We start from the raw sequence: 15,760 nt of genomic DNA, 5'->3' as shown, positions 1-15,760 counted from the left end.
GGCGGCCCAGTGGGCCGCCCTTCAATTGAATTGTAGCATTAGGGCTGAGGCCGGATTATTCCACCGTCAGCTTTTTGGTGATGGTGCCCTGGGCGGTTTGCAGGCGCAGCGCATACACCCCTGCGGCCACGCCGTCGAGCGCGAGCTGGGTGCTGGCGCCGGTCAGCGGCTGCGTCAGCACCGTGCGGCCGAGGGCATCCACCAGCGTCACCGTCACCGCCGCGCGGCTCAGCGTAGCAGGCAGCTCCACGAATACCGCCTTGTGGGCCGGGTTGGGGAACACCGCCACCTGCGCGCTCAGGCTGGCCGGGGCCACCGCCGTTACGCGCTGCGGCGTGAAGAAGAGCTCAAAGCGCACGCCCGTGTAGGCGGCATTGAAGGCGAACGAATAGTCGGGCTGCTGGCTCAGGTCCTGCACGGTGCCGGTTTGGCGGTCGCGCAGGTAGGCCACCATCCCGGCGGGCAGGTTCACGATGCTGGCGGCGTGCAGCGTGTAGGTGCCGGTGGCGGGCACGCGCACCTGTAGCGGCACGGTCACGGCCGTAGCGCCGGGTAGAGGCAAGGCGTCGATAGCCATTTCCACGTTGCCGGCCACGGCGCTCAGGTTAAGGCCGCTGGGGTTGGCTAGTTTCACGGCGTCGAACTCGGCATCGGGGCCGGCGGTGGCACCCTGCTCGAAGTACACGTAGAGCGGGTCGGCCGCGTTGGCACCTTGCAGGTCGAGCTGCACCAGCGGGCGGGTGGTGTTCGTGCGCTGGTAGGTCGGGTTCGTGTAGCTCGTCACGCGCTGGGCGTTGCGGAAGGTGAGCGAGCCGCTGGTCTGGCCGGTGCTCACGCGCATGAAGAAGCCCTGGCTCTGTGCAATGATAGGGCTGATGTTGCCGATGCCGTTGTTATAGAAGCCGTAGGTGCCGGTGTAGGGGCCGCTGCTGGCGTACACGTACATGGTGCCATCCAGGTTCGGGCGGTCGGCCGCCGTTACCTGCGCGTAGTTGAGCGGGGCGGGGTAGGGGTTGCCCACCAACTGCCAGCCGGCCTGGTCGGGCGTGCCGCGCACCGGGCCGCGGGCCAGGGTCTGGGTATAGGTACCGTTATTCTGCGGGCCGGTCACGGCCAGGGTCTGGCCGCCGCTGATGTTCACCGAGTAGCCCTGGCCCACGGTCAGCTGGTCGCCGAGCGAAGCCGGCGACACCCAGCCCTTCGAGAAAAAGTCCAGGTCGTTGGTCAAGCTCAGGCGGCTCTGGTCGTAGCCATATACCGTGGGGAAGGGCGCGGCAAAGCCCGGCTGGGCGAGCGAGTTGTAGGCGGGGTTCACCACGGGCGTGAAGCCGGCCGTGGCCAGGCTGCCCACCGTGGCCGTGCTCACCGGCGCCGAGTAGTGGCGGTAGCCCGCGCCCGCGTTGGTCGTCGGGGCGATGTAGCGCTGCACGGTCACGTTGCCGCTGATAACGCCGCCGTTGTTATACACCAGGCCGGTGACCGCCGCGTCCGATTCCAGCACGAAGTCGTTGCCGTTGGTCGTCAGGTTGGCCGTGAGCGTGAGCAGGCGGCGCACCGAGGTGCCGGCCGAGGTGCTCACCTGCGCGCCGTTGGCGCCCACCGTCAGGTTCCAGAAGCGCACGCGCGACGAACCCAGCATGTTGCTCAGGGTGGTGCCGCCCAGCCCTACCGTGCCGCCGGTGGGCGCGAAGGTGCCGTTGTTGGTCACGTTGCCGGCCACGTTGAGCGTGCCAGTACCTTGGGTCAGGGTAGCCCCCGAGTTGATGGTCAGGTTGCGCACCGAAGCCGTGCCGGCCGTGATGGCTGGCGAGTTGGGGCGGCCATTGGGGATGGTGGCGTTCAGCGTAGCGGTGGGCACAAGGGCAGGTGTCCAGTTGGCGGCCGTAAACCAGTTGGTGCTGGTATTGCCGTTCCAGGTCACGCTGGTTACCAAATAAGTCAGCGAGTAGGTGGCGGCGGCGGTGTTGCCGTTGCCGGCCGCATCCTGCACCACGTTGGCGGCAATGCTTACCGTGGTGGCGGTGCCGGGCGTGGTGGGCGTCACCTGGAAAGTATAGGTGGTGCCGCTGCCCGTCGGGCCGCTGGTCACCGTGCCATTGGTCACCGTGATATGGCCGGCCGCCAGGCCCGTCACACTTTCGCTAAACGTGGCTGTGAAGCTCAGCGGCGAGGTCGTGGTGGTGCCGCCCGAAGCGGTGCCGCTGCTCAGCGTCACCGTCGGGGCGGCCGTGTCGATGGTGAAGCCGTTGGTGTTGCTGACGGGGCTCACAAGCTCGCCGCTGGTTTGGGCCGTGGCGTTCACGGTGTGGGTGCCGTCGGCCAGGGCCGTGGGCTGCGTCAGGCTCCAGGTGCCGCCGGCCGTGGCCGTGGTGTTGCCGATGGCCGCGCCGTCCACGCGCACCGTCACCGTCGAGCTGGCGGGGGCCGTGCCCTCGTAGGTGGGAGTGTTGTCGTTGCTCAGGCTCACGTGGGCCGGAGCGGTTACCACCGGCGCGGCCGTCTGCGGCTGGGCGTAGGTGATGCTGAAGGGCGTGGCGGCCGTGTTACCGTTGCCGGCCGCGTCCTGGGCCACGTTGGCGGCCACGTTCACCGTCACGGGGCTGCCGCTGCTGGTCGGCGTCACTTGGATGGTGTAGGTGCTGGGGCTTAGTACTGTCAGACTGCCCGGCACGATGCTGCCGCCGGTCACCGTCACATCTCCCTGCCCGAAGCCCGTCACGCTTTCCGAGAAGGTGACCGTGAAGGGAAGGGGTGTGGTGCTGGTGCTGCCATTGTTGGCCCCGGCTGAGCTGCTGATGCTCACCGTAGGGCGCGTGTCGTCCACGTCAGTCAGGTTCACCGTGATGGTGGCGGTGGCGGGCGTGGTGCCGTCCGTCACCTGCACGGTGAGGGCGAAGCTGGGGGTGGTTTCGTAATCGAGGGCGGCGGCATTGGCCACGGTGAGGGCGCCGGTGCTGCTGTTGATGGCGAAGGCCCCGCCGGTGTTGCCGGCCGTGAGGCTGTAGCTGAGGCTGCTGCCGGTGGCCTGCACGGTGCCCACGGCGGTGCCATTGGCGCTGTTTTCAGGCAGGGTAAAGGCTTGGGCGGCGATGGTGGGGGCAACGGCATTAAAATCATAGGCACCGAAGAAAGCCATGGCCTTGCTGCCGTCGCCGACTGCCGTAAAGCGGCCACCCACGTACAGGCCATTGCTGCCGTTTAGCTGCAGCGCGTAGATAATCTCATTGGTTCCGGTACCTGCTACGGCGCTCCAGGTAGTGCCGTTCCAGCGCGCTATCCGGTTGGCCGGGACGCCCCCGGCTGTGGTGAAGCCTCCCACGACGTACAGGTTGCCTGCACTATCAAACCGCAGGTCTGTTGCACCATTATTAAGGCCCGTGCCCAGTGTGCTCCAGGTAGTGCCATTCCAGCGCGCTATCCGGTTGGCCGGGGCGCTGCCAGCCGTCGTGAAGCCCCCCGCGACGTACAGGTTGTTACTGGCATCAAATAGCAAGGCATTGACGAAATTATTGACGCCCGAGCCCAGGGCGCTCCAGGCACGGCCATTCCAGCGGGCTACCCGGTTAGCGGTTTGACCCCCGGCCGTCGTGAATTCGCCCCCAGCATACAAGTTGCCGCTGTTGTCCATGGCCAAGGCCAGGATAGGAGCATTCGTGCCGTTGGTATACCCCAGGCCCAGCGCGCTCCAGGAAGTGCCATCCCAGCGGGCTACGTGGTTAGCCGAAGCTCCATTAGCCATCGTGAAGCTGCCTCCGGCATAAATAGTATTGCCAGCGATGAGAATAGTAGCCACGGTGCCAGCCAAGCCCGTGCCTACCTCGCTCCAAGTGCTGCCATTCCAGCGGGCTATGCAGTACGCAGGACTACCACCGGCTTCGGTGAATCTTCCTCCCACATACAAGTTGCCACTGGCATCCAGAGCCATACCGACCACATCATCGTTCACGCCCAGGCCCAGCGCACTCCAAGCGGTGCCGTTCCAGCGCGCTACGTGACTAGCCGCAATGCCGCCCACAGTAGTGAATTCGCCGCCGATGTACACGCCCCCAGTGCCGTCGAGCACCATCATCCGCACCTGGCTGCTGACGCCCGGCCCGACCGGCCCCCAGGTGGTTCCATTCCAGCGGGCAAGAAACGGCAGGTAGATATTTCGGTCAGAGTAGGGGTTTTGAATGCTTCTCATTTCGCCCCCGGCATACAGGTTGCCACTGGCGTCCAAGGCCAGCGCCTTAATATCGTTAAGGGCATTTCCGCCTCGAAGGCTCCAGCTGGTGCCGTTCCAACGGCCAACCTGCGCGGAAGCATTGAAGCCACTTGAGAGTCCGGTTGAGAACCCAGCGCCTCCCACATACACGTTGTTATTTCCATCCACCGTCAGGGCATACACGACACCGCTCGCATTACCCAGCGCACTCCAGCTCGTGCCATTCCAGCTGGCTATTGCGGCGGCGGTGGTGCCCCCGGCGGTTGAGAAGAAACCGCCGGCGTACAAGGTGCCGTTGCTCGTAACAGCTAGGGTATAGATGGAACACAAGGGGTCATTGTAGTAAGAAAAGCCGCTCCCCAGCGTGCTCCAGGTGGTGCCATTCCAGCTGGCTATCCGGTTGGCGGTGGCCCCACCGGCCGTGGTAAACTCGCCCCCGGCATAGAGCAGGCCGCTACTGTTCACTGCCAAGGCGCGCACACTACCATTCATGCCCGTGCCCAAGGAGTTCCAGGTGGTCCCATTCCAGCTGGCTATCTGGCTGGCGGCGGTGCCACCAGCCGTAGCAAAGCTGCCGCCGGCATACAGCGTGCCGCCGCTGCTGGCCACGGCATACACGGGGCCGTCGACCCCGCTTCCCAGTGTGCTCCAGGCTGTGCCGTTCCAGCTGGCAATACGGTTAGCCGCCGTGCCCCCGGCGGTAGTGAACTCGCCCCCGGCATACAAGTTGCCGGTGCTTCCCACGGCCAGCGCGTGCACCGTGCCGTTGAAGCCAGTGCCCAGCGTGCCCCAGGCCGTACCATCCCAGCGGGCAATGCGGTTGGCAACCACATTGCCCGCAATGGTGAAGTCACCGCCCAAGTATAACACCGAGCCCACCCGAACCATGGCTCGAATGATGCCATTAGTACCCGGTAGGTCAAACCCATTTCGCCACTTCTCGTCGCCCGCGCCCTGCGTGCGCTTGGCACTCACGGGCCGGAACTGCGGCTGCCGGCTCCCGGCCACGTCCACCAGCTCATACCCCTTGGGGTCGAACGACCCGGCCATCCCGGGTTTCAGGGTGCCGTCGGCGTTCAGGGCCTCGGCCAGGGGGCGGCCGGCGGTGGGCGGGGTACTGGCCCAGACGGGGCGGCCAATTAATAACAAGACCAGCAGGGCCAGCAGGTGTAGCGGATTTCTCATCGGCGAAAAATTGAAAGAAAATAAGGTGTGAGTGATAAGGCGACAAAAGTAAGCAGGCCAGTCGCTGGGTAAGCTACTGGCCTGCGTCTTTTTCTCTTGGTTTTGTTGCCGGGCGCTAAACCCCGCCGCGCCCTACTGCCCGGGCCGCGAGCCCACCACCACGCTCACCGTGGCGCTCTGCTCGCCCACCTGCTGGTCCTTGTCCACAAACACGGCGTAGTAGTCGCGCTGCTCGGGCTGGCCGGGCACCCGGTTGGGGCGGCGGTCCTCGATGCGGTTGAGGCTAAAGCGGTCGATTTTGGTAAACTCGGTTTCGCCGGTGCGGCAGCCGTAGAGGTCGAGCATCTGGTGGCCGTGCTTGACGTACTTCAGCACCACCAGGCCCAACTCTACCGTCACTTTGAGCACTGGGGCCTGGGCGGCGGCGCGCTCCTGCGGGGCCTCGCCGCTACTGGTCAGTTCCAGGCTGGTCAGCACCTTGGTGGGCACGTTGATGATGCTCTTGATTTGCTTGGCGGCCGCCCGAATGGCTTTCTCGGTCAGGGGCGCCTGCGTCAGGCAGGCTTCCTGCGCGTCGTTGAGCACTTTTTGGGCGTCGCGGCGCACGATGTAGCAGTCCAGCCAGTTTTGGGCGGCTTCTTTGGCCACTGCAAACGTGCTGGCCGGCAGCTTGAGGGCGTCGGTGGCCGCGTCGATGTTGGCCACAAAGTTGGTGTAGAACGCAAACAGCTTTGCATCCTGAGAGGGTAACCAGTCCTGGTTCATGTAAAAAAGAAGTTAAGATGAAGGGTTGCCCGGCAGCTATCAAGCGCTGTGCCAGTTAGCTGCTTTAGAGGGCGCGTAACGGTCGAAAACCCCCTTCCTGCTGGCGCCAGCGAGGCTGGGCCCCTGAAAAAAGTTTTTCAACCCTGGCAAAAGGCCGTTTCTACGGTAGTTATCCGGCTCATTATGGGAAAATTGTCCCAATGCTGGAAAAATAGGAATAAGGCTGTCAGGGCCAGCCCTGGCGCCCCTTTCACCGGTCTTGGCCCGGGCAATGTGCAATTCGGTGACTGCAAGCCGGGCTGTAGCCGTCCCGAAATGAGAATCCGCACCACGCCGATACTCCTCCCGCTGCTGCCCAACGTGTATGGTAAGCACTGCGCGGGCAGTTGCGACGGAAGTGCAAGTTTTAGCACCGGCGGCGCGGGATTTCGCGCCGTCGCCGCGAAGCCCCGCGCCGCCACCGCGAAGTCCCGCGCCGCCACCGCGAAGCTCCGCGCCATTGCCGCTGAAACTCGCCTGAATGCTGCCAATGCCCGCCGGCAAACTGCTGCCAACGGCGCAAGGTAGGCGGCCGCTCCGGCCGTTAGCGCAGGGCTGCTATTCCAGTATTTTGGGCTTCTGCGTACTGGAAACGCCATTTTGCGCTACCTTGCCGGCTTTTACACTGGCTAAGTCAACCGGCAAACGGCCATTTTTTTCTTTCCTTCTGCTACTATGATTACTCGTTTACTTTCTGCGGGGCGCACCCGGGGCTGGGCCCTGGCCCTCGGCCTGCTGGGTGGGCTGGGCGCCGCTCCGGCGGCCCAGGCCCAGGCCTGGAACTACTACCCGGCACAGGCCACCAACACGGCCGGCTTTTACGCCTCCATCAGCGGCGGCACCGTCATCAGCACCAGCAACACCGACAACGCCAACTCGGCCCCGCAGAACATTGGGTTCCCGTTTTTCTACAACGGCACCACGTTCACGCAGTTTGTGCTGAACACCAACGGCATTATGCGCCTCGGCAGCAGCGCGCCCTCGGTGGCCAACCTCTACCCCACGTTCGAGGTGCAGCGCGCGGGCGTCGACCCCATCACCAGCCTCAGCCCGGACGATGTGAACCTGCTGGCCCCCTTCAACTTCGACCTGCAGGCCAGCACCGCCACCAACGCCGTGCCGCCCGAATACCGGGTGGCTACCACCGGCACGGCCCCCAACCGCGTCTGCACCGTGCAGTGGAAAAACGTGACCGACCGCCCGGGCGCCACCAACCAAAGCCAGTTCGGCAGCTTCGAGTTTCAGGTGCGCCTCTACGAAACCAGCAACGCCATCGAGTTTGCCTACAGCTTCGCTTCCTACACCAACAACCCGCCGGCCTCGCGCCCGGCGGTGGTGGGCATCAAGGGCCTGAGCAGCAACGAAGACATCCTGGCCCGCAAGTTTCTCATCAACGACCCCTGGAGCAGCGCGGTGTTTTTCCAGGGCACGTACAGCGGCACCAATTTCAACTTCCGCCTGGGCTACGGCCCCGACCGCGGCCGCACGTTCCGCTTTGAGCCCCGGGCTGCCACTTGCGCGGCCACCACGGGCAGCGTGGGCAGCATCACGGCCACCGCGGCCCAGCTCACGTTTGCGCCCGTAAGCGGGGCCAGCAGCTACAATGTGGTGGTGACGGCCCCCAACGGTACCACCGCCTTCAGCCAGACCGTGACCACCTCGCCGGTGAGCCTGACCGGCCTCACGGCCAACACCGCCTACAGCGTGAGCATCGTGACGAACTGCGCGGGCGGCACTACCTCGGCCCCCGGCCTCGTCAGCTTCACCACGGCCGCCGCGTCCGGCCTCGCCAACGATGAGTGCGCCGGCGCCATTCAGCTGACGCCGGGCGGGTGCGCCAGCCCCACCGCCGGCACCACCGTGGGCGCCACCCAGAGCTTGCCGGCCATCCGCTGCGGCAGCGTTTCGGGCACGGCCGACGACGACGTATGGTATAAGTTCACGGCCACCGGCACCAGCCACAACGTGACGGTGGTGCCCGGCACCGGCGTCGATGCCGTGATAGACGTGCGCGCGGGCACCTGCCCCGGCACCAACATCGGCTGCGCCGATGCCACCGCCGCCGGCGGCACCGAAACCGCGACGCTGGCGGGCCTCACCGTGGGCACCACCTACTACGTGCGCGTGTATTCCTTTCGCCTCGTCGATGACGGCCCCTTCACCATCTGCGTGAGCGGCACGGCGGCCCCCGTCTGTCCGCCCGTCGCGGGCCTGAGCGTGGGCGGCACCACGGCCACCGGCGCCACGCTCACCTTCGCGCCCGCCGCCGGGGCCAGCGCCTACACCGTGCGCCTGACGCCCGCCGGGGGCACGGCCACCGTCAGCACGGCCAGCGGCTCGCCCGTGAGCCTGAGCGGACTGCGCGCCGGCACCACCTACACCGTCAGCGTGACGACGACCTGCGCCGGCGGCCAGACCTCGACGGCCGCCACCACCACCTTCACCACCCCGGCCCCCGCGCCCACCGGCGCCACCGTAAGCAACATCACCGCCACCGGCGCCAGCCTCAATTTCACGCCGGCGGCGGGCGCCAGCAACTACACCGTGACCCTCACGCCCCCGAACGGCCCGGCTACCTCGTTCACCGTAAGCACCCTGCCCCTGGTGCTGAGCAGCCTGCTGCCGGGCACCAACTACACCGTCACCATCGTGGCCAACTACCCCGGCGGGGCTACCTCCGTGCCGCTCACCACCACCTTCGATACGGTGCTGGGCACGGCCACCCGGGCGGCCCTGGCCGGCGGTGTGGTCAGCGTGTTCCCCAACCCCACCCACCGCACCTTCACGCTAAGTCTGCCCGCCCTGGGCGCCACCCGCACCGCCCAGCTCACGCTGCTCAACGCGCTGGGCCAGACCGTGCTCAGCCAGTCCATCGCCCTTGCGCCCGCCGGCACCCAGGCGCCGGTGGCCGTGGCGGCCCTGGCCGCCGGCCTCTACACCGTGCGGGTGCAGGCCGGTGCCGAAACCGCCACCACCCGCCTGGCCGTGGAGTAGGCGCGCCCGGGCGCGCTGCCCTCTACTGATTGCCGGAATAACGACAAAACCCCGCCTGAATATCCAGGCGGGGTTTTTTGCTGGCTGATAACCATGTGCGGGCCCGGCCTGCGCCGGCAGCATACCCTACTCCACCAGCAGGCGCTGGCTGCGGCCGCCGCTGCGCACCAGGTAGAGGCCGGGGGCCAGCCCGGCGGGCAGCCGGAGTGTGGCCGTGCCGGCGGCATCGGCGGTGGTGTGCAGCACGGGGCGGCCCAGGGCGTCGAGCACGGTGACGGGAGCGGCGCCGGCCAGGCCGGTGGTGCGCACGGGAGTAGCGCCGGAGCTGGGGTTAGGGGCCAGAGCAAAATCGGGCAGCTGGCGGGGCGTGGTGGCCAGCACCGTGCCGCCGTTGAGGCGCAGGCTGGCGGTGGTGCCGGCGTAGTTGGCCGTGAGCAGGTCGAGGTCGTCGTCGCCGTCCATATCGGCCAGGGCCAGGTCGTAGGGGCCGCTGCCGGTGGCAAGGGTCGGGCCGTTAACAAACGTGTAGGGGCTGCTGCCGGTGGGGTTGCCCCCGTTCAGATGCACCGCTACGCTGCCACTCGGGCCATCGCCGTGGGTGGTCACCAGGTCGAGGTCACCATCAGCATCCAGGTCGCCCAGCTGCACGGCCGATGGGCCGTTGGCCAGGGGCAGCACCTGCCCGCGGGCGAAGTGCGCGGTCGGGCTGGCCAGCGCGCCGGCGTTCAGGTACACGGTGGCCGTGCTGGCATCACGGGCCGCATTCAACACGACCAAGTCGAGGTGGCTGTCGGCATTCACATCGCCCACGGTAAAGCCCGTCACCTGCCCGGTCAGGGGCAGGTCGTAGCCGTTGGTAAACTGGGCGTCGTTGGAGCCACTGGCGTCGCCGCCATTCAGGCGCACGCTCAGGGTATTGCTTACCGTATTGCTGGTCAGCAGGTCGAGGTCGCCGTCACTGTCCACGTCGGCCAGGGCCACGCGCTCGGGGCCCGCGTCCACGGCCACCTGGCGGCCACCCCCGAAGCTGCCCACCGTGTTGGGCAGGTTGGGCGCGCCATTCAGGCGCACACTCACGGTGTTGCTCACGTAGTGCGGCGTCACCAGGTCGAGGTCGCCGTCGCCGTCCACGTCGCCCACGGCCAGGTCGCTGGGCATGGCGCCCACCAGCACCTCCTGCGTGCCGCTAAAGATGCCGGTGCCCGAGCCGCTGGCGTTGCCGCCGTTCAGGCGCACGCTCACGGTGCCGTTGGTGGTAGCGTTGGCCGTCAGCAGGTCCAGGTCGCCGTCGTTGTCGATATCGGCCAGCAGCACGGCGCTGGGGGAGCTGCCCACCACCACGGTTTGGCCATTGCTGAAGCGGGCGGTGTTGGAGCCGCTGTTGTCGCCGCCGTTCAGGCTCACGTTCACCACGCCGGTGGTGGTCAGCAGGTCGAGGTCGCCGTCGCCGTCCACGTCGCCCACGGTCAGGCTGCGGGGGGCAAAGCCTGCCGCGAGCTCCGACGCGGCCCAGGCCGTGCCCCGCCCGGTGCCGCCCACGGCCGTGGTAAACTGCCCGATGCGGCCCGCCGGCAACGGGCCGGTAGCGTTGGCCACGGCCGTGGTCAGGCTGTACTGCAAGGTTTCGCCGGGCAGGTAGGGCCGGTCTGCCGGCGTAAACCGGAGCGAGTGCCCGCCTTGTACCGCTGGGGTGCGGTGGGTGCGCCGGCCGCCGTGCTGCTGGCTGAATACCTGGAGGCCATCGGTCACCCCCGGCAGCAGCGCCTGGTTGAAATTGATGTAGGGCCCGGTGGTACGAAAGGCGGTCAGGGCATTTGCCCGGGGATTAGTCCACAGAATAACCGGGCCCTGCGCGGCTACCGAACCGGCAGCAGTTACCAGCAGCCCAACGGCCAGCAAACGGGAAGGAGTAAAAAGAGGAAACATAGCGTGAAGGAGATGGTGAGTAAGAAAAGACGGCCCGCTCTTACCCAGCTGCCGGCCTGCCGGGTGACCGCCACCTACCCCAAAACGTTGCACGAAAGGCTCAGGGTGTCACTCAGCCACCTGAAGTACATCGCGCAGCGCCTTTGGCGCCAAGCACCCGCTCGCTGCAAAGTGCTTGCTTCCATACCAAACTGCGCTACTCCACCAGCAGGCGCTGGCTGCGGCCGCCGCTGCGCACCAGGTAGAGGCCGGGGGCCAGCCCGGCGGGCAGCGCGAGGCGGGCCGTGCCGGCAGCATCGGCCGTGGCCATGAGCACGGAGCGGCCCAAGGCGTCGAGCAGCTGCACGGGGGCGTGGGAAGTCACGCCGGTTAGCAGGCAGCTGCTGGTGGCTGGGTTGGGGGTGAGCCGCCAGTTGGCAGCGGCGGCGGTGGCGGTAGTGCCCAGGCCCGGCCGAGGCCCGTTCAGCAACAGGTGTACTTCGCTGACGGGGGTATTAGTGGTATAAAATAAATCAAGGTCGCCATCGCCGTCGGCATCGCCAGCCAGCACCTGCATTACCCCATGACGCCCGAAGACACTGGGGCCAGCCTGAAAGCTGCCACTGCCATTGTTGAGCAGCACGGTGATGCTGCTGCTATTCTGGCTGATGGTAACAAGGTCAGAGTCGCCATCGTGGTCCACATCAGCCACCACCAGGTTGTTGGTGGCCGCCAAGGTCAGCCGCACGGGCGCCGCAAACTGGCCGGTACCGTCGTTGAAGTGCACAATGGCCTGAAAATAGTTGGTACTCACCAGGTCGAGGTCGCCGTCGCCGTCAAGGTCGTCGGCCAGCACCCGGTAGCTGCCGCCGGGCGTTGGCAAGGTGCTGCCGACCTGAAACCCGCCCCGGCCATCGTTGAGCAGTAAGACAATTTCATAGGCTCCATTACCCGCCGACATAGCGGCATCCAGGTCGCCATCGTTGTCGAAATCGCCCACGACCAGCCCAAACGGCGGATTCCACATCCGAATGTTCGTGGCTGCTGCGGCGAAGCTCCCCGCCCCATTGTTGAGCAGCACGCTCAGCGCCTGAACCTGGCTATCGGCCAGTAGCACATCAAGGTCGCCATCGCCATCCACATCGCCCAAAGCCAGGGTCAGCGGATAAGCTGATACATTGCCCAGCCGGCCGGTGGTGGGGGAGCCGAAGACGCCCGCACCATTGTTAAACATTACCTGCACGCCGCCCGGCTGCGCCCCGGGCGGGTAGCTGGTCACCAGGTCGAGGTCGCCATCCCCATCAAGGTCGCCCAGGGCAACAGCCAAGGGCTGGCCGGGCAGGGCAATAGTAGCGCCGGCAGCGAACGCAGCGTTGCCATTATTGAGGCATATGCTCAGGTTGCTGTCGAGGTTGTTAGCCGTCACGCAGTCCTGGTCACCATCCCCGTCAAGGTCGCCCACGGCCAGCCCTTGCGGCTGGTTGCCTACAGCAGTGGCCGCTGCGGGCGCAAAGTAACCCGCACCGGTGCCGCCCGTGGCCACCGCGAACCGGCCCACCTGCGGGCGGGCCAGGGCTCCGCTGCTGCTGGCCGCAGCAGTGGTCACGCTATACTGCACCACCTCGCCGGGCTGGTAAGAAAAGGCCGTGGGCGCAAAGCTGAGCGTGTTGCCGCTCACCGTGGCCGGCACCGCCCGGGTGCGCAGCCCCCCGCGCTGGCTGCTGAATACCTGGAGGGCTGCCGCCGACCCCGCCGCCAGCGGCTGGCTGAAGCTGACCGTGAGCGGGGCCGTGGGAGCTACGCTGCCAGCATTGGCCATCGGCACCACCGCGGTGATAACCGGCGCCTGGGCCCCACTGAAGCCCACGACGGTGAGCAGCAGCCCTACTGTGGCCAGCGAACGGTAGAAGTAGTGGTGCTTCATAAGAAGTTGAAACTTTCTTTCAAAGGTAGCGGAGCCCCTTTTGTTGTCAGCACAAAAAAGGGCGGCCCACCGGGCCGCCCTTTTCATCTTAGTATAGTCAGCCCCGCCCTCGACGACTCTCCAATTGCCGGGGCGGGTACTGCGTTAGTTAACCAGGAGTTTCTTGGTAACAGTCCCTAGGTCGGTAGTCACGCGCAGCGAATACAGGCCGGCAGTCACGCCAGCCAGCGGCAGGGCGTGGGCGGCAGCGCCGGCCGGCAGCACGAAGCTGCGCACCGGGCGGCCCAGGGCATCGAGCAGCGTGGCCGTAGTAGCGGCGCGGCTCAGGGCTGTGGGCAATTCTACAAACACCTGCCGGCTGGCTGGGTTGGGGAACACCGCCACCTGGGCGCTCAGGCTGGCCGGGGCCGCGGCCAGGGCCGTTTGCGAGGTGAATACCAGCTCGAAGCGCGGGCCCGTGGAGGCCGCGTTCAGCTGGAAGGTGTAGCTGGGCGTGGTGCTCAGGTCGGTGAGGGTACCGGTTTGCCGGTCGCGCAGGTAGGCGTGGGTGTTGCTCAGGTTGAGCAGCTGGGCGGCGTGCAGGGTGTAGCTGCCGGTGGCGGGCACCCGCAGCTGCAGGGGCACCGTGAGGGCGGTAGCACCCATCAGCGGCAGGGCGCTGATGGCGAGGTTGTCGGTGCCGGCGGCGCTCAGGTTGAGGCCGTGGGTGTTGGGCAGCTTCACGGCGTCAAAGTCGGCATCGGTGCCGGCGGTGGCACCCTGCTCGAAGTATACGTAGAGCGGGTCGGCCAGGCCGGCGCCCTGCAGGTCGAGCTGCACCAGCGGGCGGGCCGGGGCGGTGCTGCGGCGCAGGCTGCGGTCGGTGTACTGGGTGCGGCGCTGGGCGTCGCGGAAGTTGAGTGTGCCGCTGGTCTGGCCGGCACTCACCCGCACAAAGAAGCCCTGGCCCACGGCCACGATGGAGTCGCCGCTGCCCACGCCATTAATATAGGTGCGGTACTGCCCGGTGTAGGGGCCGGTGCTCTCGAAAGTGTAGAGGGCCGCATCCAGGTTCTGGCGGTCGGCGGCGGCTACGCGGTTGTAGGCCAGCGGGGCGGGGTAGGGGTTGCCCACCAGCTGCCAGCCGGCGTCGGTGCCGTTGGTGCTATTGGCCGCGTTGCGGCTCAGGCTCCGGTTCACGGGGCCCGTGGTAGGCACGCCGGCGAAGTTAATAGTCACGCTGGCCGGCAGCTGCACGGTGTAGCCGCGGCCGACAGTGAGGGCCTCGCCCAGCGTCGCCGGCGACTGCCAGCCCTTGTCGAATACGGGCTGGTCGTTGGTGGCCGTAGCCAGGCGGCTCTGCTCGTAGCTGTACACGGTGGGGTAGGGCGTCACGGTGCCCGGGGTGGGCGAGGTGTTGTAAGCCGGGTTCACCACCGGGCTAAAGCCGTTGGTAGCCAGGCCGGCCACGGTCATGCCGCTCACCGGGCTGCTCAGCTGGCGGTAGCCCAGGCCCGCATTGAGGCTGGGGCTGATGTAGCGCTGCACGGTGGCCGCGCCCACTACCACGCCGCCGGCGTTGGTAATCATGGCCGTGCCGCTGGTGTCCGACAGCAGGGTGGCGGGGCGGTTGTTGGTCGTGAGGTCGCCGTTGAGCGTGAGTAGGCGCTGCACGGCCAGGCCGGCGGCCAGGGCGGTTTGCTGGGCGCCGGTGGGCGCCACGGTCAGGTTCCAGAAGCGGTTGAGGCTGCTGCCGCCCAGTACCACCGCCGGGGCCACGTTCGATTCGCTGCCCAGGGCCACGAGGCCGCCGGTAGCGGTGAAGGTGCCGTTGTTGGTCCAGGCCTGGTTGATTACCAGGTTGCCGGCGTTTTGCGTCACGCTGGCGCTATCGCCGATGATGAGCCGCTGGCCAAAGGCCGTGCCGCCCACCAGGAGCGGGTAGCGCGGCGCGCCGGCCAGCACGTAGGCATTGATGGTGCTGGTGGGCACCGTGGCGGGCGTCCAGTTGTCGGCCGTAAACCAATCGGTGCTCTGGCTGCCGTTCCACACCACATCGGTCACCACGGCCAGGCTGGCGGTGTTGGTATCGAGGGTGATGGCCCCGCCGCGCGACAAGCCGCGACCCGTCAGGCTGGCGCCCTCAATCATGTTGATGGCCCCGTCGGCGATGAGCGTGCCTTGGAACACCGAAATCCGGCCCATGTCCACGCGGCCCTCTACCTGCCAGAATACCCGGCTGGCCGAGGCACCGTTAATCAGCGTCACCGTCGAGCCTTCGCCGGTGGTGAGCGCGCCGCCCACCCGGATGAAGAAGGTGGCGTTGGGGTCGCCCTGGGCGTCCAGGATGAGGTTGCCGGCCAGGGTGGTGGCCTGACTGACGCAGTACTCGTTGGGCAGCAGCACCTGCGGCGTGGCGGGCGGGCCGCCCAGCACCGCCAGCGGCACCACGCACGGGATGGCCGACATCAGGCCGTAGGCCGTCTGCACGTCCGTCGCGGCCTGGGTCGAGAGGGTGTTGGCCACGTTGATGGTGCCCATAAGCTGCACCCCTAGCGGAAAGCCGCTGAAAGCGCCCGCGTTGGTGCCAATGTTGCCGCTAACGAAGGTGGGGCCTACGTTGTCGAACGCGCCCACGGCGGTGAAGAGCACGAAGCTGCTGGCAGCCCCCAGCGGGGGCGCTACCTGGGCAAAAACGGCCGTTGGCAGCGCCAGCGCCAGTCCGGCTAACAGGATGGTAAATAAGTTTTTGTTCATAGCTTATC

At 66.9% G+C, this 15,760-nt stretch carries 7 protein-coding genes; 2 read left to right on the top strand and 5 right to left on the bottom strand.

Features of this window, described 5'->3' with window-relative positions; translation table 11 throughout:
• Positions 1-55: 55 nt before the first annotated feature.
• Both Q5H93_RS11115 and Q5H93_RS11110 read right to left on the bottom strand, forming a co-directional pair.
• A complete protein-coding gene (locus Q5H93_RS11115; protein ID WP_305006603.1) occupies positions 56-5,389 on the bottom strand; it encodes a T9SS type A sorting domain-containing protein in 5,334 nt (1,777 codons plus the stop codon).
• Positions 5,390-5,521: 132 nt separating this feature from the next.
• Positions 5,522-6,154: a hypothetical protein gene (locus tag Q5H93_RS11110; protein ID WP_305006602.1), complete on the bottom strand. Its 633-nt coding sequence runs from the start codon at positions 6,152-6,154 to the stop codon at positions 5,522-5,524.
• 315 nt (positions 6,155-6,469) lie between these two features.
• On the opposite strand from Q5H93_RS11110, the gene Q5H93_RS11105 reads away from it, so the two are divergent.
• On the top strand, positions 6,470-6,721 hold the full coding sequence (locus tag Q5H93_RS11105; RefSeq protein ID WP_305006601.1) for a hypothetical protein: 252 nt from the start codon (positions 6,470-6,472) through the stop codon (positions 6,719-6,721).
• A 147-nt stretch (positions 6,722-6,868) separates the two neighbouring features.
• Positions 6,869-9,187: a T9SS type A sorting domain-containing protein gene (locus Q5H93_RS11100; RefSeq protein ID WP_305006600.1), complete on the top strand. Its 2,319-nt coding sequence runs from the start codon at positions 6,869-6,871 to the stop codon at positions 9,185-9,187.
• Between the two features lie 126 nt (positions 9,188-9,313).
• Here the strand turns inward: Q5H93_RS11100 and Q5H93_RS11095 are convergent, their stop codons facing one another.
• The 3 genes from Q5H93_RS11095 to Q5H93_RS11085 form a co-directional block, all read right to left on the bottom strand.
• Positions 9,314-11,113: a T9SS type A sorting domain-containing protein gene (locus Q5H93_RS11095; protein ID WP_305006599.1), complete on the bottom strand. Its 1,800-nt coding sequence runs from the start codon at positions 11,111-11,113 to the stop codon at positions 9,314-9,316.
• A gap of 196 nt (positions 11,114-11,309) precedes the next feature.
• Complete coding sequence (locus Q5H93_RS11090) at positions 11,310-13,016, bottom strand: Ig-like domain-containing domain (RefSeq protein WP_305006598.1); 1,707 nt, start codon at positions 13,014-13,016, stop codon at positions 11,310-11,312.
• A 144-nt stretch (positions 13,017-13,160) separates the two neighbouring features.
• The gene (locus Q5H93_RS11085) at positions 13,161-15,752 is read right to left on the bottom strand and encodes a DUF8693 domain-containing protein (RefSeq protein WP_305006597.1); all 2,592 of its coding nucleotides are present in this window, start codon (positions 15,750-15,752) and stop codon (positions 13,161-13,163) included.
• Between the last annotated feature and the right edge of the window lie 8 nt (positions 15,753-15,760).

Source organism: Hymenobacter aranciens (genome assembly GCF_030580865.1).
Classification (GTDB): Bacteria; Bacteroidota; Bacteroidia; order Cytophagales; family Hymenobacteraceae; genus Hymenobacter; species Hymenobacter aranciens.
The sequence above is the reverse complement of the archived record's forward strand: the minus strand, read 5'-3'. Positions and strand labels throughout refer to the sequence as shown.